The following is a 25,614-nucleotide window of genomic DNA, read 5'->3' on the forward strand; positions in this document are numbered from 1 at the left end:
TCAACGAGTAAATCGTTTGGTGTGATTCGACAAGCTCGATCGCTTTAAGACGACCTGTGCGGGTCGATCTGCGTAAAAATCTGGAGGCCTTTTTGTTTAGCGCCATTGCGCGGATCTTCCGCACACCCGACCTTCGTAAGAAGATCGGCTTCACCCTGGGCATCATTGCTCTGTTCCGTCTGGGCTCGTTCATTCCGGCCCCGTTCGTGGACTTCGGCAACGTGCAGCTGTGCCTCGCAGCCAATCAGGGCACGAGCGGCCTCTACGAGCTGGTGAACCTCTTCAGCGGTGGCGCCCTCCTGCAGCTGAGCGTCTTTGCGCTCGGCATCATGCCCTACATCACGGCCTCGATCATCGTGCAGCTGCTGCGCGTGGTCATCCCCCACTTCGACACCCTCTACAAGGAGGGTGCCGCCGGTCAGAGCACCCTGACCCAGTACACCCGGTACCTCACCATCGCCCTCGGCATCCTGCAGTCGACCACCCTGATCACCGTGGCCCGCAGCGGAGCCCTGTTCGGCACATCTGCCAGTACCGAGTGCACCCAGCTGATCACCAACGACGCCTGGTACGCGATCATGCTCATGGTCATCACCATGACAGCCGGCACCGGCGTCATCATGTGGATGGGTGAGCTCGTCACCGAACGCGGCGTCGGCAACGGTATGTCGCTCATGATCTTCGTCTCGATCGCCGCCCTTTTCCCCGGTTCGCTCAGCTCGATCGGTCAGCAGCAGGGCCCTGACACCCTCATCATCGTTCTGATCGTTGGAATACTGGTGGTCGCCGGCGTGGTCTTCGTCGAACAATCGCAGCGGCGAATCCCGGTGCAGTACGCCAAACGCATGGTCGGGCGCCGCACCTACGGCGGTAACAACACCTATATCCCGATCAAGGTCAACATGGCGGGCGTGATCCCCGTGATCTTCGCCTCGTCGCTGTTGTACCTGCCGGCCCTGCTCGCGCAGTTCAACCAGCCGGCCGCCGGGCAGGAAGCACCGGCCTGGGTAGTCTGGATCTCACAGAACCTCACCGGTGGCGACCAGCCGCTGTACATGGCCATGTACTTCCTGCTCATCATCGGTTTCACCTACTTCTACGTGGCGATCACGTTCAACCCCGAAGAAGTCGCCGACAACATGAAGAAGTACGGCGGGTTCATTCCCGGCATCCGTGCCGGCCGCCCGACCGCCGAGTACCTCGACTTCGTGCTCACCCGCATCACCCTGCCGGGCTCGATCTACCTGGGCCTGATCGCGCTCATACCGCTCATCGCCTTCTCGGTCATCGGCGCGGACCAGAACTTCCCGTTCGGCGGCGCGAGCATTCTCATCGTCGTCGGTGTGGGGCTCGAGACGGTCAAGCAGATCGACTCGCAACTGCAACAGCGACACTATGAGGGGCTTCTTAAATGACGCGCTTACTACTGATCGGCCCGCCCGGTGCGGGCAAGGGCACCCAGGCCGAGCGCCTCGCGCTCGCCTTCGATGTTCCGGCCATCTCCACCGGCGACATCTTTCGCTACAACGTGACCAACAACACCCCGCTGGGGCTCGAGGTCAAGTCGTTCATGGATGCCGGCGCCTACGTGCCCGACAGCCTCACCAACGCGATCGTCGCAGACCGGCTGAACGAAGCGGATGCCGCCGGCGGCTTCCTCCTCGATGGCTACCCGCGCACGACCGACCAGGTATCCGAGCTTGACCGTCTCCTCGTCGCCGAGGGTACTCAGCTCGACGTTGTCGTGCTGATCACCGCCGATACCGACGAGGTTGTCGCTCGACTGCTCAAGCGTGCCGCTGAGCAGGGCCGCGCGGATGACACGGCCGACGTCATCCGTCACCGTCTCGACGTCTATGCCGAGCAGACCGCTCCGCTCATCGATGTGTACAGTGCCCGTGGTCTCGTCGTCACGATCGACGGCCTCGGCGCCGTTGAAGTGGTCACCGACCGTATTCTCGCCGCGCTGGCCGAACGCGGCCTTCGCGCCAGCACGACCACGCTTTAAAACCGCTTCACCCTATCGGGCCGGGCCTCGCGGCTCGGCCCATCACCATGTGAACAATCATAAAAATATCGCTCCCGTGTTCGGAGCTAGTTTGTAGGAAATCAGTGAGTCTTCGACGTTCCATCTATAAGAGTCCGGCCCAGCTGCGCCTCATGGTGGCGCCGGGCCTGGCCACCGCGGCATCGCTCGTGGCTGCCCGAGCGGCCATGGTCATCGGTGCGACGACCCTCGACCTCGACGCCGCTGCTGAGGCGGCCATCGTCGCGCTCGGCGGCAAGCCCAACTTCAAGCTCGAAGAGGGGTACCACCACACCGTGTGCGCGTCGGTCAACGATGACGTTGTGCACGGCATCCCCTCCGATCGCCGCCTCGGTGCCGGAGACATCGTCTCGATCGACAGTGGAGCGATCATCGACGGCTGGAACGGCGACGCCGCATTCAGCTACGTGATTCCCGACGCGACCCGGCCTGAGCTCGTGGCCGAACGCCAGAAGCTGTCCGACGTGACCGAGCAGTCGCTCTGGCACGGCATTGCACGGCTGCACACTGCGCGCCACCTCAACGAGGTGGGCGAAGCTATCGAAGACTACGTCGAATCGCAGGGCACCTACGGAATCCTCACCGATTACGTCGGGCACGGCATCGGTCGCTCCATGCACGAAGCCCCGCCGGTGTTCAACTATCGCGTGCGCCAGAAGGGCCCCGACGTGAAGCCAGGCCTCGTCGTCGCCATCGAGCCGATGGTCGTGCTCGGATCGATTGACACCTACACCCGCGACGATGACTGGACCGTCGCCACAAGCGACGGCAAGGCCGCAGCGCACTGGGAACACAGCATTGCGGTGCACAAAGACGGTATCTGGGTGCTCACCGCCGAAGACGGCGGAGCGGCTGGCCTGGCCCAGTTCGGCATCGTCCCGGTCCCCATCCCGTAGTTCGCTGATCGAGGCGCGAGCTTGCGAGCGATCGAGATCCTGGGGCGAGGTAGCAGGTCTCGATCGCTCGTTCCTCGCGCCTCGACCGGCGACGGGGGTGGCGCGGTGGCGGACGGAACTACTGGTCCATCAGGTGCACGAGCTCATCGATGAAGCTCGCGAAGTCGGGGGAGCGGCGCACGAGCCGGTGCACGTCTGTGCGGTCGGCGAACACCTCGACGAACTGGTCGAACACCGTCTGGAACGAGGAGCGTCCGGCGGCGCTGAACGCGATCATCGCGACGACCGTGACGCGGCTCTCGGCCCAGTCCATCGGCACGTCGTTCAGCACGATCGCGATGGACGTACGCCGGGCCGTCATCTCCATCGCGTGCGGTACCGCGAGGGTGTCGGTGAACGCGGTCGACGACATCCGCTCACGGTCGAGGGCGCCGTCGACGTAGGCCTGAGTGATGATGCCGCGCTCGCGCATCCGCTCGCCGAGGGCGCGAATCATGGCCGCGGCGTCACCGGGGTAGAAGTTGCGCCAAAACAGGTCCTCGTCGAAGAAGCGCAGCAGCTCGTCTTTGATCAGTGCGCGGCGCCCGGCGCGGCGCACCCGGCTGACGAACTGGCGGATGTTGCTCACGTCGACCTCGGTCAGGAACGGATGGATCACGAGCGCCCCGTCGACCGGCCGGGGCGGCTCGATCGTGGTGAGCACGAGCTCGGCATCGAGCCGGGCCCAGTCCACGTCGGCGCGCGTGATGACGCCCACGACATCGAGGTCGGCGCCGAGCGCGCCCTCGATGCGCCCGCGCAGCACCGCCTGCAGGTCGTAGTAGTTCGGGCAGACCAGCACCGTGCGCACCCGCTGCTCCTGCCGTTGCTGCTGCTCGAGGTGGGCGCCGACGTGCATCGCGATATAGGCGATCTCGTCGTCGTTGATCAAAATCTGCTCCTGCCGCTGCAGTTCGCTGGCGATGTAGACGGCGAGTTCGTAGGTCATCGGGTACGACGTCTTCATCGAGCGCGCGAGCGGGTTGCGTGAGAAGGAACTCCGCCCGGCCCGGTCGATGAGGTTGCGCACGTGCAGGGTGAGGCGGGCGATGAAATCCTCATCGGTCAGATCGACCAGGTACTCGGCGCTGGCCTGGCCCACGATGCGCCGCACGACGGCGAGATCCTCCGGGCGGGCGAAAGCGGATGCCGCCGCCCGCGCCGGCAGGTCCTGTCCCGGCGCGAGCACCCGGGTACGCAGCAGCACGGCGAGGTAGTCGAGCTCGGCCGGTTCGAGCACGAGGTCGAAGTGCGTCCTGATGAGGCCGGCCAGGGTGCTCGCGAGTTGCAGCGGGGGACCAATCGCCGGGGGTGGCGTCGATGCCGGCGCCCGTTTGCGGGCCCGGTCGACGGCAATGGCGAGGTGCAACAGCACGCCGTCGGTACCGAACTCGTTGACGAAATAGCCCGACGCGTCGAGGGCGGCGAGCAGGTCGGTCTTGAACGCGCCCAGTTGGTGGGAATCGAACTCGCGCGAGATGGCCTCCAGCTCGAGGAACCCACGCTTGCTCTCCTCCCGGAACATGCGCCCGAGCAGTCGGCGACGGTCGGCCTCCGAACCGGCCAGCCCCACGACGCTGCCGTGCCGGGTCACCTCCAATCCCGACCCCGGCAACAGTGCGCGCAACCGGACGAGGTCAGCCTCAATGGTCGAATCGCTCACGAACAGGTCCTCGGCCAGGGCGTAGAGGTCGAGCCCGCCGGTGCCTTCGAAGCCCATGCTGTCGGTGAGTCGCCGCACGAGCTGGTACACCCGGTTCTGCGGTGAATCCGCAGCCTCCGGGGGCGGCGTCTGCACGAACGTGGCGTAGGCGGTGCGGTTCAGGCGGTAGCCGAACGGCCCAGACTCGATCACGGCAAGCGGATGCGCCGCTGCCTTCACGCTGGTGACGTAACTGCGCACACTGCGCGGGGTGACTCCGAGCGCGTTGGCAAGTTCGCCGGCCGTGACCCAGGCCGGCGTGCGCACGAGGTAGTCCAGCATCCGCGCCTGCTTGTCGGCCATGATCGCACCCCGAATCTGTCGTTTCCGCGACCATTGTGCCCACCTTTCGGGCATTTGGGGGAGCCCTTCCGGGGGTGCGGAAAATACCGTCTTGGAGGAATTCTCAGCACTTTGACAGGATCGCAGGTGTCCGAAAGGCGAATCGATGAAGATCCTCGTGGTGTGCGGAGCGGGCGCGTCAAGCACGTTCGTGGCACTCCGGCTGCGTCGAAGCGCCACCCTGCGCGGGCTCACCGTGTCGGTGACCGCCGTGACCGAGGCCGATCTGCCGGCGCGGCTCAGCGCCGCCGTCACCCACGCCCCCGTCGACGTCGTTCTGGTCGGTCCGCACCTCGCGCCGGCCTTTCCGGCGATCGCCCAGCAGTGTGCGGAGCACGGGGCGCAGGCTCGGCTGCTGCCCGTCACGATCTTCACCGATCGCGACGGGGAGAGCGCCCTCGATCTGGTCCAGGACGCCATGGGGTCACACCCGTGACCCGGCCAGCCGGGGGGGGAGCATCCGCTTCTCACTCGAACAACCCAGCCAGACAACTAAGACAAGAGAGGTCTTGAAATGACGACGACGTCAGCTGACCCGCAACGCCCAGGTACGCGCGTGCACGTGCAGCGCTTCGGCACTTTTTTGAGCGGCATGGTCATGCCGAACATCCCCGCGTTCATCGCCTGGGGGCTCATCACCGCCCTGTTCATTCCCACCGGGTGGACCCCCAACGAGACGCTGGCCACCCTGGTCGGCCCGATGATCATCTACCTGCTGCCGCTGCTGATCGCCAACATGGGCGGACGCATGGTCTACGATACCCGCGGCGGTGTCATCGCCACGATCGCGACCATGGGCGTCATCGTCGGAAGCGACATCCCCATGTTCATCGGCGCCATGATCGTCGGCCCGTTGTCGGCCTGGATCCTGAAGAAGGTCGACTCTATCTGGGAGGGCAAGATCAGGCCCGGCTTCGAGATGCTCGTGAACAACTTCTCGGCCGGTATTCTCGGCGCGCTGCTCGCCATCGGTGCCTTCTTCGGTATCGCACCGATCGTGACGTGGCTGAGCAGCATCCTCGAAGCCGGTGTCGACTGGCTGATCAACGTCGGTCTGCTGCCGCTCGCGAGCATCCTGATCGAACCGGGCAAGGTGCTGTTCCTCAACAATGCCATCAACCACGGTGTGCTCACCCCGCTCGGCGTGCAGCAGGTGGAGGAGAGCGGCAAGTCGCTGTTGTTCCTGCTCGAGGCCAACCCTGGCCCCGGCCTCGGCATCCTGCTCGCCTACACCTTCTTCGGACTCGGCATCGCCAAGGCGAGCGCACCGGGCGCCATCATCATCCAGTTCCTCGGCGGAATTCACGAGATCTACTTCCCCTACGTACTGATGAAGCCGATCCTCATCCTCGCCGCGATCGGCGGCGGCATGACCGGCATCGCCGTCAACGTCGCCTTCCAAACGGGATTGCGCGCGCCCGCCTCGCCCGGCAGCATCTTCGCTGTGCTGTTCCAAACCGCACCCGACAGTTACTTCGGCGTGATCCTCTCGGTGGTCGCCGCCGCCGGTGTATCGTTCCTGATCGCCGCGGTCATTCTGCGGGCCAGCCGCAAGCGGGACCTGGCTGCCGGCAGCACCGGCGACCTCGGCGCCGCTGTCGCGCAAACCGAGGCCTATAAGGGCAAGTCCAGCTCCGTCCTCGGCGGCCTCGCCGGCCAGAAAGCCGGCAGCACGGCGGATGCTGCCGGTCGTCCGCTGCACAACATCGTGTTCGCCTGCGATGCCGGAATGGGGTCGAGCGCCATGGGCGCCTCCGTGCTGCGCAACAAGATCAAGAAGGCCGGAATCGAGGGCGTGACCGTCGTGAACACGTCCATCGCCAACCTCGACGGTTCCGCCGACCTGGTCATCACCCACCAGGACCTCACCGACCGGGCTCGGAGCAAGTCGCCGAACTCGGTGCACGTCTCCGTCGAGAACTTCATGAACAGCCCCAAGTACGACGAGGTGGTCGAGCTGATCAAGTCGAACGACAACGAGGTGACCCGGTGACGCAGAACATCCTCGCCCGCACCAACGTGGTGGCCGAAGGCACGGCCACCACCCGGGACGAGGCCATTCGGGAAGCCGGGGCGCTGCTCGTGGACTCCGGCGCGGTGCGGCCCGACTACATCGACTCCATGTTTGCGCGGGAAGCCTCGGTCAGCACCTACATGGGCAATCTCCTCGCCATTCCGCACGGCACAAACGAGGCCAAGGAGTCGATTCTGCGCTCCTCGCTCTCGCTCGTGCGCTACCCGAAACCCATCGACTGGAACGGAAAACCGGTCCGGTTCGCCGTGGGCATCGCCGGGCTGAACAACGAGCACCTGGAGATTCTCTCCAAGGTCGCCATCGTGTTCTCCGACACCGTCGAGGTGCAGAAGCTCCTCGACGCCGGTTCCGCCGACGAAATCTTCCAGCTGCTCGAGGAGGTCAACGAAGCATGAAAGCCATTCACTTCGGCGCGGGCAACATCGGGCGCGGATTCGTCGGACTGCTGCTGCACGAGGCCGGTTACGAGGTTGTCTTCGCCGACGTGAATGCCGGGCTGATCGACGCGCTGCGCGCGGCGCCGAGCTACCGGGTGTTCGAGGTCGGCGGCGAATCGAGCGTGCACGTCGTCGACAACTTTCGGGCGATCAACAGCGACACGCAGTCCGACCAGCTCGCCAGCGAGATCGCGACGGCGGACATCGTCACAACGGCGGTCGGCCCGAACATCCTCAAGTTCGTCGCCCCGGCCATTGCGGCCGGGCTCGTGCGGCGGCGCCCGAACCTTGCGCCGCTGCCGGTGATCGCCTGCGAGAACGCCATCAACGCGACCGACCGGCTGGCCGAACAGGTGCTCTCCCACGTACTTTTGGCCGATCGGGACGCCGTCATGGCGCGGGTCGTCTTCGCCAATACCGCTGTCGACCGCATCGTGCCAGGGCAATCCCCGGATGCCGGCATCGACGTGACCGTGGAGACCTTCGCCGAGTGGGTGATCGAGCGCGGTGGCTTTGCGGGCGCGGTGCCCGACATCGCCGGGGCGACCTTCGTCGACAACCTCGAGCCGTTCATCGAACGCAAGCTGTTCACCGTCAACACCGGCCACGCGACCATCGCGTACTTCGGCCACTTGGCCGGGGCGGCCACGATCAGCGCGGCGCTCGAACTGTCCGTGGTGCGGGATGCCGCGCGCCGGGTGCTCGAGGAGACGTCCGGGCTGCTGGTGGCCAAGCACGGCCTCGACGAGACCGCCCAGCGAGCCTACCGGGAGAAGATCCTGGCCCGGTTCGAGAACCCAGCCCTGCAGGACACGGTCGTGCGGGTGGGCCGGGAGCCGATGCGCAAACTCAGCCGCCCTGAGCGGTTCATTGGTCCGGCCGCGGAACTCGCCGAGGGCGGGGCCAACCCGGTCGCCCTGCTGGAAGCGATCCGCGCGGCCTTCCGCTTCGACGTTCCGGAGGATTCCCAGAGCGTCGAACTTCAGCGGATGCTGGCAGGGGAGGCCGCGCCACGGATTGCCGAGGTGGTCTGCGGGCTGGTGGCGGGGCATCCGCTCTTTGAAGCAGTCACCCGGGAAATCACCGCGGCCCAGAGGGTGAGCCACTGAGCAAACACCCCAGCCGCTCGTACCGGCGCCCCCGACTCCTGCGGCCAAGCCAGCTTCCGCCGAGTCGGGGGCGCTTGAGTTGGCGATTATAGGACTGAATTGCCAAAAGGCAATCTCATACCATAAGATTGATCCTTGGTGTCTGGTGTCGTCTTTTGTGGCGTGTCCGACATCAATCCCGCATGACCAGCAATCAATACAGAGCGACAGTGAGGGTATGGCCAAAAAAGACGGTGTCATCGAAATCGAGGGCGCAGTAGTCGAAGCTCTGCCCAACGCGATGTTTCGCGTTGAGCTGTCAAACGGCCACCGAGTTCTTGCCCACATCTCGGGCAAGATGCGTCAGCACTACATCCGCATCCTCCCGGAGGACCGCGTGATCGTTGAGTTGAGTCCTTACGATCTGACCCGAGGCCGGATCGTCTACCGCTACAAGTAACGGCTGCTGTAAGTAACGGCCCTCGGCATCCCGAAGGTACGAAGACAGCGAAAAACAAGGAATCACCATGAAGGTCAAGCCCAGCGTCAAAAAGATCTGTGACAAGTGCAAGGTCATCCGCCGTAACGGCAACGTGATGGTCATCTGCGAGAACCCGCGTCACAAGCAGCGCCAGGGTTAGTCTGCGGGCCTCGCGGCCGGCAGCTACCTCAGTAGTACCGAACAAATAGCAGTTCCGGGAGCCCTTCGGGGTGACACCATCGGTTGGAGGCCGGTGTACAGGAGCTGTTACAGACCTCCATCACTAACAGGAGACACAATGGCACGTCTAGCCGGCGTCGACATCCCGCGCGATAAGCGCGTGGAAGTTGCATTGACTTACATTTACGGTGTTGGCCGTACGAGGGCCCTCAAGACCCTCGCCGACACTGGAATCGACGGAAACATCCGCGTCAAGGATTTGAGCGACGACCAGCTCGTCCTTCTCCGCGACTACGTCGAAGGAACCTTCAAGGTTGAGGGTGACCTCCGCCGTGAGGTTGCCGCTGACATCCGCCGCAAGGTTGAAATTGGCAGCTACGAGGGCATTCGCCACCGCAAGGGCCTGCCCGTGCGCGGTCAGCGCACCAAGACCAACGCTCGCACCCGCAAGGGCCCGAAGCGCACCGTAGCCGGCAAGAAGAAGGCGCGCTAGGCCCCGGCCTAGCCCGCTAACGCCTTTAGGATTCAGGAGAAATTCATGGCACAACCCAAGTCGGCCGTACGGAAGCCGCGTAAGAAAGAAAAGAAGAACATTGCTGTGGGCCAGGCCCACATCAAGAGCACCTTCAACAACACGATCGTGTCGATCACCGACACGACCGGTGCTGTCATCAGCTGGGCCTCCTCGGGCCAGGTTGGTTTCAAGGGTTCGCGCAAGTCGACCCCCTTCGCCGCACAGCTGGCCGCCGAGTCGGCCGCCCGTCAGGCGCAGGAACACGGCATGAAGAAGGTTGACGTCTTCGTCAAGGGACCCGGCTCAGGCCGCGAGACCGCGATCCGTTCACTGCAGGCCGCCGGCCTCGAGGTCGGTTCGATCAACGACGTGACGCCCCAGGCTCACAACGGATGCCGTCCGCCGAAGCGCCGCCGCGTCTAAAGCACTCGCTGTCATCTCGACGGGCTCAGTTTCGGCCGAGCCCGTCGGGACTCTTTTCTTTCAACTTTTCACTCTCTCGTCATTGCAAGTGTCATATAGCGGACACTTAGCCGAAAGGAATCAACAGTGCTTATTGCACAGCGTCCAACGCTCACCGAAGAGAACATCTCGGAGTTCCGTTCACGGTTCATCATTGAGCCGCTCGAACCTGGCTTCGGCTACACCCTCGGCAACTCGCTTCGCCGTACCCTGCTCTCCTCGATCCCGGGCGCTGCTGTAACCAGCATCCGTATCGACGGCGTGCTGCACGAGTTCAGCACCGTTCCCGGTGTGAAGGAAGATGTCACCGAGATCATCCTGAACATCAAGGGCCTCGTCGTCTCGAGCGAGCACGACGAGCCGATCACCGCGTACCTGCGCAAGCAGGGTGCCGGCCAGGTTACCGCCGCTGACATTTCGGCTCCGGCCGGCGTCGAGGTGCACAACCCGGAACTGGTCATCGCAACCCTCAACGACAAGGCAAAGTTCGAACTCGAACTGACCATTGAGCGTGGCCGTGGTTACGTGTCCAGCACCCAGAACCGCAACGAGTTCTCCGAGGCCGGCCAGATTCCGGTCGACTCGATCTACTCGCCCGTGCTCAAGGTGACCTACCGTGTCGAGGCAACTCGTGCCGGTGAGCGCACCGACTTCGACCGCCTCGTCGTTGACGTGGAGACCAAGTCGGCTATCTCGCCTCGCGACGCCATCGCATCCTCTGGTCGCACCCTGACCGAGCTGTTCGGCCTGGCCCGCGAGCTCAACACCGCCGCTGAGGGCATCGAGATCGGCCCAGCGCCGGTTGACGCTGTGCTCTCGACCGAGCTTTCGATTCCGATCGAAGACCTCGACCTGTCGGTGCGCTCGTACAACTGCCTCAAGCGCGAAGGCATCAACAACGTCAGCGAACTGGTCGCCCTCTCGGAGACCCAGCTGATGAACATCCGCAACTTCGGGCAGAAGTCGGTTGACGAAGTGAAGGACAAGCTCGTTGAGCTTGGCCTGTCCCTGAAGGATTCGGTTCCCGGATTCGACGGCGCGCACTTCTACAGCGGCTACGAAGAAGAGACCATCTAAGGCTCGCGCTTCAACGCTGCCTTTCGATTTTTTTTGATACTGGAGATTACCAATGCCTAAGCCCACAAAGGGCCCCCGTCTCGGTGGCGGCCCGGCGCACGAGCGCCTCATGCTTGCGAACCTGGCCGCGGCCCTGTTCACCCACAAGTCGATCAAGACGACCGAGACCCGTGCCAAGCGCCTGCGTCCGCTCGCCGAGCGCATGGTGCAGTTCGCCAAGCGCGGCGACCTGCACGCCCGTCGTCGCGTCCTCGCGACGATCACCGACAAGACCGTCGTGCACGAGCTGTTCACGGTCATCGCCCCGCAGGTCAACGAGCGTCAGGGCGGTTACACCCGCATCACGAAGCTCGGTTTCCGCAAGGGTGACAACGCGTCCATGGTGCAGATGGAGCTCGTCCTCGAGCCCCTGACCCCCAAGGTCAAGCGCTCCAAGACCGCGACCGTTGCCGCGACCCCCGTCGGGTCCGAGAACGTCGTGGCCGAAGACGTCGTGGCCGAAGACGTAGTCGTCGAAGACGCCGCAGTCGAAGAGACCGCTGTTGCTGAAGACGCAGCCGTCGACGACGCTGCAGCAGAGGCCGACAAGAAGTAGCACCACCTGTGAGGGGGGAGCCGACGAAAGTTGGCTCCCCCCTTTTTGCACCCCTACCCACACCCCGCGAGAGCGGAAAAATGGCTGCTTCAGCTAGCGTGAAGCAACAATTTTCCCGCTCTCGCGTGAAGATAGGGTTGGGGGATGGACCAAAGTGAAACTCCGTTAACAGAACGTGTCGGGGCTGTGGCGGCTCCGGTGGTTCCGTCGCACCGCGACGTCGCCTTGTGGCGACCGGCCACCACCGACGACATCGACGGCATCTGGCAGCTGCGCCAATTCATGGGCCAGGTCGACCACCCGAACTACCTCACGGCGCGCGGCGCGATCGCCGCCGACTTCGGCTACTCGCACTTTCACCCCGACCTCGACTCGCTCGTGGGTCTTGACGCCACGGGCCGCATTGTGGCCGTCGGCATGGTCATGTTCCCGCCGCGCCAGGTGAGTCTCGTGCGTTCGCTGCCGATCGGCGGAGTGCACCCTGCGCTGCGCGGTCGCGGCATCGGACGCCAGCTCCTGGCCTGGCAGCTGGCCAGGGCGAAGCAGCAGCTCGCGTCGTCGGCCAAGGCCCTGCCCGGCTGGATCCTGGCCTACGCCGACGAACGTTCCCCGCAGAACGCGGCCCTGTTCGAGCACGCCGGCCTCAGCCTCACGCGCTACTTCCTCACCCTGGAGCGACCGCTGGATGCACCCGTGCGCGTCGTCGACGCGGCTGACGGCATCCGTATTGCCGGGTATACCCCCGCCGTCTCGGCGCAGGTGCACACCACCCGCGATGACGCCTTCATGGACCACTGGGGCAGCCAGCCGATGAGTGAGGAGAACTGGAACGCCTTCGTCGGCGGGAAATGGTTTCGGCCCGACCTCTCCTTCGTGGCCTACGGTACAGACGCAACCGGCACCGAGCGAGTTGTCGGCTTCGTGCTGGCGACCGCGAACGAGAACGTCTGGGCCACCCAGGGATTCACCGGCAGCTACATCGACCTCGTCGGCGTCTTGAGCGGATGGCGCGGCCGCCACATCGCCCAGTCCCTCCTGGCCGCCCAACTCGGGGCAGGCCGTGCCTTAGGCCACGAGCGGGTGACCCTCGCAGTCGACTCGGACAGTCCCACCGGAGCCCTCGGCCTCTACACCGGGATGGGTTTTGTGCCCACCCACCGCAAGATGGCGTACACGTTGGAGTTCTAGCCCGAACCGGGGCTGCGTGGATAGGGTGAAGCATGACCGCTCCCACGACTCCACTCTCGGCGCGCGTGACTGCGCCCGCGGAGCTGCCCGTTCCTGAGCATGCCGATGTCGCGCTGTGGCGCCCGGCGACGGCCGACGATATCGAGGCCATCTGGCAGCTCGAGAAGGTGATGGGCCGCGCCGATCACCCCAACTACGTTCTCGAACGGGAAGAAGTGGGCGAGGCGTTCGAGTTCTCCTTCGTGAACGCTGACACCGATACCCTCGTCGCCCAGGGTGCCGACGGCTGCCTGATCGCCCACGGCCTCGTGGTGCAACAGGTCGGGCAGGAGACGCTCGTGAAATCCAACCTCGGCGGCGGCGTTCTGCCGAAAATGCGCGGCCGCGGTATCGGGCGGGAGCTGCTGAGCTGGCAGGTCGCCCGTGCCCGGCAGCAATTGGCGACCTCCGCCAAGCAGCTGCCCGGCTGGATCACCGCCTCGTGCGATGAGCGTGCCCGGCTGAACGGCCGCCTCTACGAACGATTCGGTCTGGTCGCCACCCGCTACTTCCTGTCGCTCGACCGCCTGCTCGACGACCCGATTCGGGCGGTCGAACTGGGGGACGGCATCCGCGTGGCCGGTTACACGCCCGAGCTGTCGGCCGCGGTGCACGCCGCACGCGACGCGGCCTTCATGGACCACTGGTCGAGCCAGCCCATTCCCGACGAGAGTTGGAACGCCTACGTCACCGGCGCGACGTTCGTCGACGCGCTCTCGTTCGTGGCGTTCGCAACCGAGCAAGGCGGCAGTGAGCACGTCGTCGGCTTCATCATGTCGAGCGTCAATGAAGAGGACTGGGCCGCGGCTGGCTACCGCAGCAGCTATATCGGGTTGGTCGGCGTGCTGAGCGGATGGCGCGACCGCCACATCGCGCAGGCTCTGTTGGCCGCGCAGCTGGCCGCCAGCCGCGCCGCCGGGCACGAGCGCGCCACCCTCGACGTGGACTCGGCGAGCCCGACCGGTGCGCTCGACCTGTACACCGGCATGGGCTTCTTCGCTACCAACCGCGAGGTGGCCTACGTGCTCGAGTTCTGATCCTCAGCGGTAGGGCGGCGGACGCGGCGCGTCGGGGTCACGCATCAGCCAGCTGGTGTCTGGCAGCGGCGGCACCGCCGCGAGACGGTCGAGCGCCGCTCGCACTTCGTCGGCGTAGAGTTGGCCGCCGGTCGGGCCCGGATGCACGTGATCGCCGGCCAGCAGGTCGAGACGCCCCGCGATCGTGTCGTGCCAGTTGGCGAGTTCGACCCGGCGATTGCCCGCGGCAAAAGCGGCGAGGGTGGCATTCACGCCGTCGGTCCAGTCTCGCTCGGCGTAGGCAGTGACCAGCACGAGCTGTCGATCCGGCCCCAGAATGCGCAGGATCGCGGTGAGCTCGTCGTCGGTGATCGGTCCGTTGGTGCCGAGCCCCACCACCACAACGGGCTGCAACTGGCCGGCAGCCTGCAGCGCGAGCAATATGTCATCGGCGGAATACATGCCGCGGGAGACCGAGGCGTCCACGGTGATGCCCGCGAAGGTGGCCTGCAATTCGGGGGCCGAGGCCAGCATCACCGAGTCACCGATGGCCGTGATCGGGCCGTCGGCCAGGGCGGGCTCTGCCGTGGCCTGGCGGGCAGCCTCGGAGGCCGCAGCCTGCGCGGCGACGCGCGCCGCAGCATCCATTGCCCGTTGGCCGCGTTCGATGCGCAATTGCGCCGAGGTCTGCGCTGGCGCGGCGACGACGGCGGCCGTGGTGCCGCCGACCAGCAGCAGCGACAGCGCGGCCGTTGCGGCGACCAGGCGGCGACGGTGCGTCGGGCCGGTCCAGAGAGCCCCGATTTGGCGGATGCTGCCGCGCACGCCTACCGAGCGGATCGGCAGTTCCAGCCAGCGGTAGGACACTCCGGCCAGGACGAGGGTGATGGCGGTGGCGAGCAGCCCGATCGGCAGCAGGCTGCCGGCTGGCGACGACGCCGGCCAGAGTAGCTGCAGCAGCACGAGCACGGGCCAGTGCCACAGGTAGATGCCGTAGGAGCGTTCGCCGAGGTAGCGCAGCGGGGCCGAGTCGAGCAGGAGCCCGAACCGGCCGCCGCGCACGCCGGCCCAGATGGCTAGCGCTGTGGCGAGGCTCACGGCGACGAGGCCGCCGCGGTAGGTCGCGGCGCCGTTCTCGGGCAGCCAGAGCGCGAACCCGATGATCGTGACCACGGCGGCCGCTCCGAGCCACGGTCGCAGGCGCGGCAGCTCGTTGCGGTGCCCGCTCGGGCGGCGTAGCAGCAGGGCGAGGGCGGCACCGGCGAACAGCCCGAAACTGTGCGTGTCCGAGCCGTAGTACACACGGGTCGGGTCGGCGCCGGGCTGATACAAAACGCCCATCCACAGGGCCGAGGCGATGAACAGGGCGGTGACGACGGCCAGTCGCACGCGCGGGCGGCGAAGCAGCAGCACGGCCAGCAGCAGCAGCGGCCAGACCAGGTAGAACTGCTCTTCCACGGCGAGCGACCACAGGTTGCGCAGCAGTTCGGGCTCGTTGACGCTGAAATAGCTGGCGTCATTGGCGATCGACACCCAGTTGTAGCCGAAGGTCGTGGCGCCGAGCAGTTGGGCGCCGAGACCAACGAGCACATCGCCGCCGATGAGGAAGGCGATGCTGCAACTGGCCAGGATGACCGGAACGAGCGGGGGCACCAACCGGCGGGCGCGCCGCTGCCAGAATCGGCGCAGCGAGATGCGCCCGGTTCGGGTGTGCTCAGAGACCAGCAGTCCGGTGATCAGAAAACCACTGATCACGAAGAAAACGTCGACGCCGATGAAGCCACCCGGCAGTATCGCCGGAAAGAAGTGGTAAAGCGCGACGGCAATGACGGCGAGGGCGCGCAGGCCGTCGAGCCCGGCCAGACGGCCGCTGCGCTGCACGTTCGGCGGCCCCAGCACGGGTGTGTTCACCGGCCCGGCGATCGGTAGAATCGTCGCGGTCGTCGACCGAGTCCTCCCGGTGAACGGGAACGACAGCGGGGAACGAGTCATGGGCAACACGAGGTTTCTTTGGCACGCACAAGGGGGGTGGACCAGGGGCCGGTTTCAACGATAACCCGCGCGCGCCACCTAGGCTTACCCTCGTGAATCTTTTTGTGCCCCGCGCCGCGAATGCAGCGCTGGGCTCCACGCGCATCCGCCTCGACCTCGCCTACGACGGCACCGATTTCACCGGCTGGGCCCGCCAGCCGGGCTTTCGCACCGTGCAGGCCGACATCGAAAACGGGCTCGCCGGCATCCTGCAGAGCTTTCCCCCTCACCCCACCCTGATCGTCGCCGGCCGAACGGATGCCGGGGTGCACGCCCGCGGGCAGGTCGCCCATTTCGACCTCACCGCCGAACAGGCGCACTCCCTGGTGCGCATTCAGCGCGGCACCGGAAGCCGCCCGCCGGTCGACCTCGGCACCGCGGTGCTGCGCCGCCTCGGCGGCATCCTCGTGACCAAACCCGACGTCGTGCTGCGCCGTGCCACGGTCGTGCCCGGCGGCTTCGACGCCCGGTTCTCCGCCCTGTGGCGTCGGTACGAGTACCGCATCGCCGACCCCCTCGCCCTGCACGACCCGCAGCAGCGGCTGCGCACCACTTGGCATCCGTTCACACTCGATCTCGCCGCGATGGACGCCGCTGCAGCCACCCTGGTCGGCCTGCACGACTTCGCGGCCTACTGCAAGCCACGCCCCGGAGCGACGACCATCCGCACCGTGCAGGACTTTCGCTGGTGGCGCGACGACGACGGCCTGATCATCGCCAGCATCACAGCGGATGCCTTCTGCCACAGCATGGTGCGCGCCATGGTCGGCGCCTGCGTGGCCGTGGGGGAGGGGCGCCTCGACGGCAGCACCCTCGCGCACCTGCACTTCGACAAGCACCGCATCAGCGAGTTCAAGGTGATGCAGGCGCACGGCCTCACCCTGATCGACGTCGGCTACCCCGATGATGCGTCATTGGCGCAGCGCGCCGTGGACACTCGCAACCGGCGCTCACTGCCGGCCGCCGCCCAGGTTGCATCCGCGGCCGCCTCCGACTAGTGTTGTCCCTTGGTGTCTGTGCGTTGCAGCACGGCGCCCGAACGTGAGCCCTCCATCGACAGTGTTCTCCTCACGAAAACACGCCCGGAGCGGGATTCACGAACACCTCCGTTCGAAAAAGAAGAAAGCAGCACAACAGTGACGCGCACTTACACCCCCAAGGCAAGCGAACTCCAGCACGACTGGGTTGTCATCGATGCCACCGATATCGTCCTCGGACGTCTGGCCAGCCACGCGGCAATCCTGCTGCGCGGCAAGCACAAGGCCACCTTCTCCCCGCACATGGACGGTGGCGACTTCGTCATCATCGTCAACGCCGAGAAGGTTGCCCTCACCGGCAAGAAGCTCGACCTGAAGATCGCTTACCGCCACTCCGGTTACCCGGGCGGCCTCACGGCGACCAACTACTCCGAGATGCTCGAGAAGCACCCGACCCGTGCGGTCGAAAAAGCGATCCGCGGCATGCTGCCGAAGAACTCGCTCGGTCGCGCCCAGCTCACCAAGCTGAAGGTGTACGCCGGCCCTGAGCACCCGCACTCCGCTCAGCAGCCCAAGCCGTACACGCTCAGCCAGGTCGCGCAGTAGCGCCGGCAACCAGACTTCTCGACTCTTTAGATACTTAGATACACGGATAAAAAGGATTCCCATCATCGTGGCGAAGATCGCAGACCAGATTGACCAGGCTCCGGAGAGCTACTCCACCGAGACTCCGGCCGAAACCGTAACCAAGGCGCCCCGCGCCGTCCTCAACGTTCCCGGCGCAGCCGTCGGCCGTCGCAAGCAGGCTATCGCCCGCGTGCGCATCGTCCCCGGCTCCGGCACGATCGTTGTCAACGGCCGCGAGTTCGCCGATTACTTCCCGAACAAGCTGCACCAGCAGCTCATCAACGACCCGTTCAAGGTCCTCGACCTGCTCGGCTCGTACGATGTCATCGCCCGCATCACCGGTGGTGGCCCGTCCGGCCAGGCCGGCGCGCTGCGCCTCGGCATCGCACGCTGCCTCAACCTGATCGACGAAGAGAACAACCGCGCCATCCTCAAGAAGAACGGCTTCCTCAGCCGCGACGCTCGAGTCAAGGAGCGTAAGAAGGCCGGACTCAAGAAGGCCCGTAAGGCACCTCAGTTCAGCAAGCGCTAACCCGATAGCCGACGACGATATGACTCGTCTGTTCGGCACGGACGGCGTTCGGGGCCTGGCCAACCGTGATCTCACGGCTGGCCTGGCCCTGAGCCTTGCCCAGGCCAGCGCCGCGGTGCTGACCAAGGGACGTCGTGCCCAAGCACGTCTTGCTGAGGGTCGACGGCCCGTCGCCGTGGTCGCTCGCGACCCGCGAATCTCCGGTGAATTCCTCACGGCTGCCGTTTCGGCCGGTCTGGCCTCCAGTGGTGTCGACGTTCTCGACGCCGGGGTCATCCCCACGCCCGCCGCAGCCTTCTTGATCAACGACATCGGTGCCGACTTCGGTGTGATGATTTCTGCCTCACACAACGCGGCGCCCGACAACGGCATCAAGATCTTCGCCTTTGGCGGAACCAAACTTCCCGACGACGTCGAGGACCGCATCGAGAGCTACATCGGTCGCGACACGCTGATGCCGATCGCCGGCGACGTTGGACGCATCCGTCGTTTCGCCGACGCCGAAGACCGGTACGTCGTGCACCTGCTCACCACGCTGCCGCACCGCCTTGACGGCATCCACGTCGTGCTCGACTGCGCCCACGGCGCCGCTGCCGGCGTCTCTCCGCAGGTGTTCACGGATGCGGGCGCTCGCCTCACCGTGATCGGCGCCGACCCCGACGGCCTCAACATCAACGACGGGGTGGGTTCGACCCACCTCGACAACCTCGCCAAAGCCGTACTCGAGCGCGGCGCCGACATCGGCATCGCCCACGACGGCGACGCCGACCGCTGCCTCGCGGTGGACCGTGACGGCAAGGTCGTCGACGGCGACCAGATCATGGCCATTCTCGCCGTGTCGATGGCCGAACGCGGTGTGCTCAAGGACCGCACGCTCGTGGCGACCGTCATGAGCAACCTCGGCCTGCGCAAGGCCATGGCGGCCAACGACATCACCATGGTGCAGACCAAGGTCGGCGACCGGTACGTGCTCGAAGAACTCAACGCCCACGGGTATTCGCTCGGGGGCGAGCAGAGCGGTCACGTCATCATGACCAAGTTCGCCACGACCGGCGACGGCATTCTCACCGGGCTGCACCTCGTGGCCGAAATGGCGCGCACCGGTAAAACACTCGCCGAACTCGCATCCGTCATGACGGTGTACCCGCAGATCCTGGTGAACGTGCGCGGCGTCAACCACAAGGGTCTCGGTGCCGACGAGGTCATCGCCCAGGCCGTCCTCGCCGCTGAAGCCGAACTCGGTGACACCGGCCGGGTGCTGCTGCGCCCCTCCGGTACCGAGCCGATGGTGCGGGTCATGGTGGAAGCCGCCGACCAGCCCACCGCCGACCGCCTGGCGCACTCCCTGGCCGACGTGGTGCGCGAGCGCCTCGCCCTCTAGCCCCGTACTTCGGCGCACCGGGTCTCGAGATGCGCGCGAAAAGCGTGCGCGCTCCTCGACCAGCGGGGTTTCGCTGGTCGAGGAGCGAGCTTGACCATACCGCTGGTCGAGGAGCGCGCTTGACCATACCGCTGGTCGAGGAGCGCGCTTGACCATACCGCTGGTCGAGGAGCGCGCTTGACCATACCGCTGGTCGAGGAGCGCGCTCTGCGAGCGTCTCGAGACCCCGCGAGCCGACACGCAGAGGCGGGTGGCGGGGTCAGACCTTGCGCAGCAGCACTTTGGAGACGGCGTGCGTGGGGTCCTTGCGCAGCACCAGGGTTGCGCGCGACCGGGTCGGGCGAATGTTCTGCAGCAGGTTGGGCTGATTGATGCTGGTCCAGATGCTGCGCGCCTTGCCGCGAGCCTCATCTTCGGTGAGCGCCGCGTAGCGGTGAAAGAACGAGTTGGGGTTGGCGAAGGCCCCGCGCTGCAGCTTCAGAAAGCGTTCCTCGTACCAGCGGGCGATGTCCTGGGTGCGGGCATCCACATAGATGGTGAAGTCGAACAGGTCACTGACCGAGAGGCCGTGGCCCGGACCGGGCGGCTGCAGCACGTTGAGACCCTCGACGATCAAGATGTCCGGCTGCCGCACCACGATCTGCGCGTCGGGCACGATGTCGTAGCTCAGGTGCGAGTAGAACGGTGACCGCACCTCGGGGGCGCCGCTCTTGACCGCGCTCACGAACCGCAGCAGGGCACGTCGGTCGTACGATTCCGGAAACCCCTTGCGCTCCATCAGGCCGCGACGGTTCAGTTCGGCATTGGGAAAGAGAAAACCGTCGGTCGTGACGAGTTCAACCCGGGGAGTGTCGTCCCAACGGGCGAGCATCTCGCGCAGCAGTCGGGCGGTGGTCGATTTTCCGACCGCGACCGAGCCTGCCACACCGATCACGAACGGGGTGGGGCGAGCCCGTTCGCCCAGAAAACCACTGGTCGCGCGGTGCAGCGTGCGGGCATTCGCCGCGTAGAGGTTGAGCAGTCGGCTCAGCGGAAGGTAGACATCCGTCACCTCGTTGATGTCGAGCGGCTCGCCGATGCCCCGCAGTTGCACGATCTCGGTCTCTTTGAGCGGCAGCAGGGTGGTCGGCGCGAGCGCGGCCCAGTCGGCTCGGTCGAGCTCCACAAAAGGGGTGCCGTGACCGTTCATTACAGGGGCCAGCACCGGATCGGACATTCCCCCAAGCTTAGTCCGACTAAAATCGACTTCCATGTGCGGAATCGTAGGTTATGTCGGAAGCAACAAGACCGTTGACGTTCTCATGGGAGGGCTTGGACGGCTCGAGTATCGCGGGTATGACTCCGCGGGAATCGCCGTCATCGATGAATCCGGTGTGCTCAACACGGCCAAGAAGGCCGGCAAGCTCTCGGCCCTGGTCGGTGAACTGAAGGCGCACCCGATCAACGACGGTCAGACCGGTATCGGCCACACCCGCTGGGCCACCCACGGCGGACCCACCGACGGCAATGCCCACCCGCACCTCGGCGACAACGACAAGCTCGCCCTCATCCACAACGGCATCATCGAGAACTTCGCCCCGCTGCGCGAGGAACTACTCAATGAGGGCTTCACCTTCACGAGCGAAACCGACACCGAGGTCGCCGCAGTACTACTCGGCCGCGAATACCAGCGCGTCGGCGACCTGGCCGAAGCGTTCCGCACCATTGTGGCCCGCCTCGACGGTGCGTTCACGCTGCTCGCCGTGCACCAGGACCAGCCCGGCGTCGTCGTCGGCGCCCGCCGCAACTCCCCGCTCGTCATCGGCCTCGGCGACGGTGAGAACTTTCTCGGCTCCGACGTCGCCGCATTCGTCGAGTACACCCGCCGCGCCGTCGCCATCGGCCAGGACCAGATCGTTACCATCACAGCGGATGCCGTCACGGTCACCGACTTCGACGGTCACCCCGTCGAGACCGAAGAGTTCGACATCGCCTGGGACGCCTCCGCGAGCGAAAAGGGCGGCTGGTCCAGCTTCATGGCCAAGGAAGTGTCCGAGCAGCCGGATGCCGTCGCCAACACGCTGCGCGGCCGCATCACCGACGGTCAGGTGATCGTGCCGGAACTGACCGAATTCGGCGATGACGTGCTCGCGGGCATCCGTCGTATCGTCATCGTCGCCTGCGGAACCGCCGCCTATGCCGGCCAGACCGCCAAGTACGCCATCGAAAAGTGGGCGCAGGTGCCGGTGGACGTCGAACTCAGCCACGAGTTCCGCTACCGTGACCCGGTGCTCAGCGACGACACCCTGGTGATCTCGATCAGCCAGTCCGGCGAGACCATGGACACGCTCATGGCCGTCAAGTACGCCATGTCGCTCGGCGCGAAGGCGATCTCCATCTGCAACACGCAGGGCGCCACCATTCCGCGCGAGAGTGACGCCGTGATCTACACGCACGCCGGCCCCGAGGTCGCCGTCGCGTCGACCAAGGCCTTCGTGGCCCAGATCACCGCGCTTTACCTCTTCGCCCTGCACCTCGCCCGGGTGCGCGGCAGCCTCCCTGAGGCCGAGCAGGCCGCGCAGGTCGCCGAATTGCAGGCCATCCCGGAGAAGATCAGCACCGTGCTCGGCGTTGAAGACGAGGTTCGCCAGCTGGCCCGCTGGATGAGTGACACCCGCGCTGTACTGTTCCTCGGTCGCCACGTCGGCTTTCCGATCGCGCTCGAGGGTGCGCTCAAGCTCAAGGAACTTGCGTACATCCACGCCGAGGGCTTCGCTGCCGGTGAGCTCAAGCACGGCCCGATCGCGCTGATCGAGCCCGGCCAGCCGGTGTTCGTCGTCGTGCCGAGCCCGCGCGGCTCAGCCCACCTGCACCCGAAGGTCGTCTCCAACATCCAGGAGATCCGCGCCCGCGGAGCCCGCATCATCGCCATCGCCGAGGTCGGCGACGCCGCGGTGCTGCCGTTCGCCGACACCGTCATCCACATTCCGCTCGCGGCGCCGCTGTTCGAACCGCTGCTGGCCGTGGTGCCGTTGCAGATGTTCGCCATGGAACTCGCCATCGCCAAGGGCCTCGACGTCGACCAGCCGCGCAACCTGGCGAAGTCCGTCACGGTCGAATAGGAACTGTCGAGTAAGCACAGAATGATCAAGGGCATCGGGGTGGACGTGGTCGACCTGGCGCGGTTCACCCGCCAGGTCGAGCGCACGCCGCGCCTCGTGCCGCGGCTGTTCGCCGAAAGTGAACGGGGACTGCCGGTGCATTCCCTGGCTGCGCGCTTTGCCGCCAAGGAAGCCCTGATCAAGGCCCTCGGCGATAGTGCGGGGGCAACCTGGCACGAGATGGAAATTGTGAACGACCCGCACGGCAACCCCGAATTCAGGCTCAGCGGGGCAGCCCTTCAGGCCGTACAGAACCGGGGCATCACCAGGGTGCACGTCACCATGACCCACGACGCCGGGGTGGCCTGCGCCTTCGTCGTCGCCGAGGGGGAGTGATGACCGGTTTTCGCGAGGCCGTGATCGACCTCGCCGCGATCCGCCACAACATGGCCCACCTGCGCCGACTCGTCGGCACCCCGCACGCGATGGCGGTGGTCAAGGCGAACGCCTATGGTCACGGCGCTGTGCCGGTGGCGCGCGCCGCGCTCGCCGGCGGAGCCGACTGGCTCGGCGTCGCCGACATCGACGAGGCCCTCGCCCTGCGTGACGCCGGCATCGACGCACCCATCCTGGCCTGGCTGCACGACCCCGACGCCGATTTCAGTGCCGCCATCGACGATGACGTCACCCTCGGGCTCTCCTCGGCTCGTCAGGTGCAACAGGTAGCGGATGCCGCGGCGGAACTCGGCCAGACGGCATCCGTTCACCTGAAACTCGAAACCGGTCTCAGCCGCAACGGCGTGCACGAAAACGACTGGGCGGAGGTCTTCGCGCTCGCGGCTGCGCTCGAACGGGTCGGTCTGCTGCGCGTCGACGGCGTCATGAGCCACCTCGCCAACGCCTCAGCCTTGGACGACCAGCAGGCGCTCGAATGCTTCGAACGCGGAGTCGCCGCCGCGCGCAGCGCCGGCCTGACCCCCACGCTCGTGCACCTCGCGTCGTCCGCTGCGGCGCTGCGGCTGCCGGCCGCCCGCTTCACCATGGTGCGGTTCGGCATCACCATCTACGGGCTGTCGCCGTTCGATGATGCGACGAGCGCCGATCTCGGCCTGATTCCGGCCATGACCCTGCGCGGCCGAGTGGCCCTCATCCGCCGGGTGAGCGCGGGCGCCGGAGTCTCCTACGACTACCTGTGGCGGGCGCCGCACGATTCCACGCTCGTGCTCGTGCCGCTCGGCTATGCCGACGGCATTCCCCGGCAGGCCTCTGGCACGGCACTCGTGCACATTCACGATGCGAACTATCCCCTGGTCGGGCGGGTGGCGATGGACCAGTTCGTGGTCAACCTCGGTGCCGACGGCCCCGCGGTGGCCGTCGGCGACGCGGTCGTGCTGTTCGGCGACCCGAGCACCGGAGCGCCGAGCGCCACCGACTGGGCCGACGCCGCCGGCACGATCAACTACGAGATCGTCACCCGCATCGGGCACCGGGTGACCCGGCGACACATCAATGGTTGAGCTGCACCGCACGATTGTCGATGCGGCGGCGATGCACCGATTCGGCGTCGACCTCGCTCGCAGCCTGCAGGCTGGTGACCTGATCGTGCTCACCGGGCCGCTCGGCGCGGGCAAGACCACCCTCACGCGCGGCCTCGGCGAGGGCCTCGAGGTGCGCGGCGCCGTCACCAGTCCCACCTTCGTGCTCGCGCGCACCCACCCGAGCCTCGTCGGAGGCCCGCCCTTCGTGCACGTCGACGCCTACCGTCTGGGCAGCGCCATGGAGCTCGACGACCTCGACATCGATTTCGCCCGTTCCATCGTCGTGGTGGAGTGGGGCCGCGGCCTGCTCGACGGCATCACCGAGTCCTGGCTCGACATCGAGATCGAGCGCCCGAAGGGCCGGTCGCCGGCAACCGGCGAAACGGATGCCGCGGCATCCGTTATCGACCTGGATCACGATCTCGACGAACCCCGTACCCTCATCCTCACCGGGCACGGCAGGCGCTGGACCCGCCTGGCGGACTCGCTGCCGTGACCTTGAGCCGTGGCGCCCACTATTGGATCACCCTCGCTCTGATCGGGCTGGTTGGCGGGTTACTTTCAGGCGCCTTCGGAGTGGGCGGGGGCATCATCATGGTTCCACTTCTTATCGGACTGGCGCGCATGGACGAGCGGAGCGCTGCCTCGACCTCCTTGGTAGCCATCATCCCCGCGTCGAGCGTGGGAGTAGTCACCTACCTGATTCAAGGGCACGTCGATCTGGTTGCCGGGGCGATCATTGCTGGCGGTGCTGTGGTCGGTGCCGTGATTGGCAGCCGGCTACTGCACCGCATTCCACTTACCTGGTTACGCTGGATGTTCATCGCTCTAATCTTGATCGTTGCTGCCCGGTTGCTTCTCGTCCCGCCGATCCGCGGCTCGGACCTGGAACTCACCTGGTACGTCGCCATCGGCTATGTCGCTCTGGGCTTGGTTATGGGAATCGCATCAGGATTGTTCGGTATCGGCGGCGGCGTGATTGCGGTGCCGGCGCTCATTGCTGTCTTCGGGGTGAGTGACCTGATCGCGAAGGGTACTTCACTCCTCGTGGTGATTCCCACCGGAATCGTCGGTACCGTGGCGCACCTGCGGCGGGGGCTGGTGGACGTGCGCGCCGGCCTGGTGGTGGGCGTGGCAGCCACTGCGGCGTCGGCGCCGGGCGTGGCGCTCGCGCTCGCCATTCCGCCGCAACTTTCCGGCGTTCTGTTCGCGGTCTTGCTTCTGCTAGCCGCAATGCAGCTGATCATTAAGGCTATCCGCGGGCGGCCGCGTCAGTGATCGAGTCATCACGATGGAGAGGGCTGCCCGTT

At 66.0% G+C, this 25,614-nt stretch carries 27 protein-coding genes; 24 read left to right on the forward strand and 3 right to left on the reverse strand.

Annotated elements, in window-relative coordinates; all coding sequences use genetic code 11:
- Positions 1–92 precede the first annotated feature (92 nt).
- From secY to map, 3 genes are all read left to right on the forward strand, one after another.
- Positions 93–1,415 (forward strand): preprotein translocase subunit SecY, encoded by a 1,323-nt coding sequence (gene secY, locus E3O06_RS07670; protein ID WP_134502429.1) that lies wholly within the window; start codon positions 93–95, stop codon positions 1,413–1,415.
- The gene (locus E3O06_RS07675; protein WP_134502431.1) at positions 1,412–2,008 is read left to right on the forward strand and encodes an adenylate kinase; all 597 of its coding nucleotides are present in this window, start codon (positions 1,412–1,414) and stop codon (positions 2,006–2,008) included. The genes secY and E3O06_RS07675 overlap by 4 nt, the downstream gene beginning before the upstream one ends.
- A 152-nt stretch (positions 2,009–2,160) precedes the next feature.
- Positions 2,161–2,943, forward strand: a complete 783-nt coding sequence (gene map / locus E3O06_RS07680; protein WP_134502557.1) for a type I methionyl aminopeptidase — start codon at positions 2,161–2,163, stop codon at positions 2,941–2,943.
- Between the two features lie 118 nt (positions 2,944–3,061).
- Here the strand turns inward: map and E3O06_RS07685 are convergent, their stop codons facing one another.
- The gene (locus tag E3O06_RS07685; RefSeq protein ID WP_134502433.1) at positions 3,062–4,987 is read right to left on the reverse strand and encodes a BglG family transcription antiterminator; all 1,926 of its coding nucleotides are present in this window, start codon (positions 4,985–4,987) and stop codon (positions 3,062–3,064) included.
- A 145-nt stretch (positions 4,988–5,132) separates the two neighbouring features.
- Here E3O06_RS07685 and E3O06_RS07690 point away from each other — a divergent pair, with 145 nt between their 5' ends.
- From E3O06_RS07690 to E3O06_RS07745, 12 genes are all read left to right on the forward strand, one after another.
- Complete coding sequence (locus tag E3O06_RS07690; RefSeq protein WP_134502435.1) at positions 5,133–5,462, forward strand: PTS sugar transporter subunit IIB; 330 nt, start codon at positions 5,133–5,135, stop codon at positions 5,460–5,462.
- Between the two features lie 78 nt (positions 5,463–5,540).
- Positions 5,541–7,019, forward strand: coding sequence for a PTS mannitol transporter subunit IIBC (locus E3O06_RS07695; RefSeq protein WP_134502436.1), 1,479 nt, complete (start codon positions 5,541–5,543; stop codon positions 7,017–7,019).
- On the forward strand, positions 7,016–7,456 hold the full coding sequence (locus E3O06_RS07700; protein WP_134502438.1) for a PTS mannitol transporter subunit IIA: 441 nt from the start codon (positions 7,016–7,018) through the stop codon (positions 7,454–7,456). Before E3O06_RS07695 ends, E3O06_RS07700 begins: the two co-directional genes overlap by 4 nt.
- Positions 7,453–8,607: a mannitol-1-phosphate 5-dehydrogenase gene (locus E3O06_RS07705; protein WP_134502440.1), complete on the forward strand. Its 1,155-nt coding sequence runs from the start codon at positions 7,453–7,455 to the stop codon at positions 8,605–8,607. The genes E3O06_RS07700 and E3O06_RS07705 overlap by 4 nt, the downstream gene beginning before the upstream one ends.
- A gap of 217 nt (positions 8,608–8,824) precedes the next feature.
- Positions 8,825–9,046 (forward strand): translation initiation factor IF-1, encoded by a 222-nt coding sequence (infA, locus tag E3O06_RS07710; RefSeq protein WP_035834638.1) that lies wholly within the window; start codon positions 8,825–8,827, stop codon positions 9,044–9,046.
- A 67-nt stretch (positions 9,047–9,113) separates the two neighbouring features.
- Complete coding sequence (gene rpmJ, locus E3O06_RS07715) at positions 9,114–9,227, forward strand: 50S ribosomal protein L36 (protein ID WP_035834639.1); 114 nt, start codon at positions 9,114–9,116, stop codon at positions 9,225–9,227.
- A gap of 138 nt (positions 9,228–9,365) precedes the next feature.
- A complete protein-coding gene (gene rpsM, locus E3O06_RS07720) occupies positions 9,366–9,740 on the forward strand; it encodes a 30S ribosomal protein S13 (protein ID WP_092449488.1) in 375 nt (124 codons plus the stop codon).
- 45 nt (positions 9,741–9,785) lie between these two features.
- Complete coding sequence (gene rpsK / locus E3O06_RS07725; RefSeq protein ID WP_035834641.1) at positions 9,786–10,184, forward strand: 30S ribosomal protein S11; 399 nt, start codon at positions 9,786–9,788, stop codon at positions 10,182–10,184.
- Positions 10,185–10,310: 126 nt separating this feature from the next.
- Positions 10,311–11,300: a DNA-directed RNA polymerase subunit alpha gene (locus E3O06_RS07730; RefSeq protein WP_092107272.1), complete on the forward strand. Its 990-nt coding sequence runs from the start codon at positions 10,311–10,313 to the stop codon at positions 11,298–11,300.
- Positions 11,301–11,352: 52 nt separating this feature from the next.
- Complete coding sequence (rplQ, locus tag E3O06_RS07735) at positions 11,353–11,895, forward strand: 50S ribosomal protein L17 (RefSeq protein WP_134502442.1); 543 nt, start codon at positions 11,353–11,355, stop codon at positions 11,893–11,895.
- Positions 11,896–12,039: 144 nt separating this feature from the next.
- Positions 12,040–13,083 (forward strand): GNAT family N-acetyltransferase, encoded by a 1,044-nt coding sequence (locus E3O06_RS07740; protein ID WP_134502444.1) that lies wholly within the window; start codon positions 12,040–12,042, stop codon positions 13,081–13,083.
- Positions 13,084–13,115: 32 nt separating this feature from the next.
- Positions 13,116–14,159, forward strand: a complete 1,044-nt coding sequence (locus E3O06_RS07745; protein ID WP_134502446.1) for a GNAT family N-acetyltransferase — start codon at positions 13,116–13,118, stop codon at positions 14,157–14,159.
- Positions 14,160–14,162: 3 nt separating this feature from the next.
- Here the strand turns inward: E3O06_RS07745 and E3O06_RS07750 are convergent, their stop codons facing one another.
- On the reverse strand, positions 14,163–16,130 hold the full coding sequence (locus tag E3O06_RS07750; protein ID WP_134502448.1) for an acyltransferase family protein: 1,968 nt from the start codon (positions 16,128–16,130) through the stop codon (positions 14,163–14,165).
- A 92-nt stretch (positions 16,131–16,222) separates the two neighbouring features.
- On the opposite strand from E3O06_RS07750, the gene E3O06_RS07755 reads away from it, so the two are divergent.
- The 4 genes from E3O06_RS07755 to glmM all read left to right on the forward strand — a co-directional run bounded on the left by E3O06_RS07755 (position 16,223) and on the right by glmM (position 19,686).
- Entirely contained in the window at positions 16,223–17,167 is a 945-nt protein-coding gene (locus E3O06_RS07755) for a tRNA pseudouridine synthase A (RefSeq protein WP_241979977.1), read from the forward strand.
- 138 nt (positions 17,168–17,305) lie between these two features.
- Positions 17,306–17,752 (forward strand): 50S ribosomal protein L13, encoded by a 447-nt coding sequence (gene rplM / locus E3O06_RS07760; protein WP_092107284.1) that lies wholly within the window; start codon positions 17,306–17,308, stop codon positions 17,750–17,752.
- A gap of 67 nt (positions 17,753–17,819) precedes the next feature.
- Complete coding sequence (rpsI, locus tag E3O06_RS07765; RefSeq protein ID WP_092107287.1) at positions 17,820–18,305, forward strand: 30S ribosomal protein S9; 486 nt, start codon at positions 17,820–17,822, stop codon at positions 18,303–18,305.
- A gap of 19 nt (positions 18,306–18,324) precedes the next feature.
- The gene (glmM, locus tag E3O06_RS07770; RefSeq protein WP_134502450.1) at positions 18,325–19,686 is read left to right on the forward strand and encodes a phosphoglucosamine mutase; all 1,362 of its coding nucleotides are present in this window, start codon (positions 18,325–18,327) and stop codon (positions 19,684–19,686) included.
- 259 nt (positions 19,687–19,945) lie between these two features.
- Here glmM and coaA read toward each other — a convergent pair whose 3' ends face one another.
- Complete coding sequence (gene coaA / locus E3O06_RS07775; protein WP_134502451.1) at positions 19,946–20,902, reverse strand: type I pantothenate kinase; 957 nt, start codon at positions 20,900–20,902, stop codon at positions 19,946–19,948.
- Positions 20,903–20,936: 34 nt separating this feature from the next.
- Between coaA and glmS the strand changes: the two genes are divergently transcribed.
- From glmS to E3O06_RS07800, 5 genes are read left to right on the forward strand one after another with little or no spacing between them, the layout of a single operon-like run.
- Complete coding sequence (gene glmS / locus E3O06_RS07780) at positions 20,937–22,787, forward strand: glutamine--fructose-6-phosphate transaminase (isomerizing) (RefSeq protein WP_134502453.1); 1,851 nt, start codon at positions 20,937–20,939, stop codon at positions 22,785–22,787.
- 21 nt (positions 22,788–22,808) lie between these two features.
- Positions 22,809–23,162, forward strand: a complete 354-nt coding sequence (locus E3O06_RS07785) for a holo-ACP synthase (protein WP_134502454.1) — start codon at positions 22,809–22,811, stop codon at positions 23,160–23,162.
- The gene (gene alr / locus E3O06_RS07790) at positions 23,162–24,283 is read left to right on the forward strand and encodes an alanine racemase (protein WP_134502456.1); all 1,122 of its coding nucleotides are present in this window, start codon (positions 23,162–23,164) and stop codon (positions 24,281–24,283) included. Before E3O06_RS07785 ends, alr begins: the two co-directional genes overlap by 1 nt.
- On the forward strand, positions 24,276–24,800 hold the full coding sequence (gene tsaE / locus E3O06_RS07795) for a tRNA (adenosine(37)-N6)-threonylcarbamoyltransferase complex ATPase subunit type 1 TsaE (protein WP_134502458.1): 525 nt from the start codon (positions 24,276–24,278) through the stop codon (positions 24,798–24,800). Before alr ends, tsaE begins: the two co-directional genes overlap by 8 nt.
- The gene (locus tag E3O06_RS07800; RefSeq protein WP_241979978.1) at positions 24,797–25,582 is read left to right on the forward strand and encodes a sulfite exporter TauE/SafE family protein; all 786 of its coding nucleotides are present in this window, start codon (positions 24,797–24,799) and stop codon (positions 25,580–25,582) included. Before tsaE ends, E3O06_RS07800 begins: the two co-directional genes overlap by 4 nt.
- The last annotated feature ends 32 nt before the right edge of the window (positions 25,583–25,614 follow it).

The organism is Cryobacterium glaciale, assembly GCF_004402535.1.
GTDB classification, from domain to species: Bacteria; Actinomycetota; Actinomycetes; order Actinomycetales; family Microbacteriaceae; genus Cryobacterium; species Cryobacterium glaciale.

Excerpts from the sequence above, each read along its gene's own strand:
- E3O06_RS07695 (WP_134502436.1), top strand. The coding sequence starts at position 5,541 with ATGACGACGACGTCAGCTGACCCGCAACGCCCAGGTACGCGCGTGCAC.
- E3O06_RS07785 (WP_134502454.1), top strand. The coding sequence starts at position 22,809 with ATGATCAAGGGCATCGGGGTGGACGTGGTCGACCTGGCGCGGTTCACC.
- infA (WP_035834638.1), top strand. The coding sequence starts at position 8,825 with ATGGCCAAAAAAGACGGTGTCATCGAAATCGAGGGCGCAGTAGTCGAA.
- coaA (WP_134502451.1), bottom strand. The coding sequence starts at position 20,902 with ATGTCCGATCCGGTGCTGGCCCCTGTAATGAACGGTCACGGCACCCCT.
- rpsK (WP_035834641.1), top strand. The coding sequence starts at position 9,786 with ATGGCACAACCCAAGTCGGCCGTACGGAAGCCGCGTAAGAAAGAAAAG.
- E3O06_RS07690 (WP_134502435.1), top strand. The coding sequence starts at position 5,133 with ATGAAGATCCTCGTGGTGTGCGGAGCGGGCGCGTCAAGCACGTTCGTG.
- glmM (WP_134502450.1), top strand. The coding sequence starts at position 18,325 with ATGACTCGTCTGTTCGGCACGGACGGCGTTCGGGGCCTGGCCAACCGT.
- rpsM (WP_092449488.1), top strand. The coding sequence starts at position 9,366 with ATGGCACGTCTAGCCGGCGTCGACATCCCGCGCGATAAGCGCGTGGAA.
- tsaE (WP_134502458.1), top strand. The coding sequence starts at position 24,276 with ATGGTTGAGCTGCACCGCACGATTGTCGATGCGGCGGCGATGCACCGA.
- E3O06_RS07685 (WP_134502433.1), bottom strand. The coding sequence starts at position 4,987 with ATGGCCGACAAGCAGGCGCGGATGCTGGACTACCTCGTGCGCACGCCG.
- alr (WP_134502456.1), top strand. The coding sequence starts at position 23,162 with ATGACCGGTTTTCGCGAGGCCGTGATCGACCTCGCCGCGATCCGCCAC.
- rplQ (WP_134502442.1), top strand. The coding sequence starts at position 11,353 with ATGCCTAAGCCCACAAAGGGCCCCCGTCTCGGTGGCGGCCCGGCGCAC.
- E3O06_RS07745 (WP_134502446.1), top strand. The coding sequence starts at position 13,116 with ATGACCGCTCCCACGACTCCACTCTCGGCGCGCGTGACTGCGCCCGCG.
- E3O06_RS07705 (WP_134502440.1), top strand. The coding sequence starts at position 7,453 with ATGAAAGCCATTCACTTCGGCGCGGGCAACATCGGGCGCGGATTCGTC.
- rpmJ (WP_035834639.1), top strand. The coding sequence starts at position 9,114 with ATGAAGGTCAAGCCCAGCGTCAAAAAGATCTGTGACAAGTGCAAGGTC.
- glmS (WP_134502453.1), top strand. The coding sequence starts at position 20,937 with ATGTGCGGAATCGTAGGTTATGTCGGAAGCAACAAGACCGTTGACGTT.
- map (WP_134502557.1), top strand. The coding sequence starts at position 2,161 with ATGGTGGCGCCGGGCCTGGCCACCGCGGCATCGCTCGTGGCTGCCCGA.
- E3O06_RS07740 (WP_134502444.1), top strand. The coding sequence starts at position 12,040 with ATGGACCAAAGTGAAACTCCGTTAACAGAACGTGTCGGGGCTGTGGCG.
- E3O06_RS07675 (WP_134502431.1), top strand. The coding sequence starts at position 1,412 with ATGACGCGCTTACTACTGATCGGCCCGCCCGGTGCGGGCAAGGGCACC.
- E3O06_RS07750 (WP_134502448.1), bottom strand. The coding sequence starts at position 16,130 with ATGACTCGTTCCCCGCTGTCGTTCCCGTTCACCGGGAGGACTCGGTCG.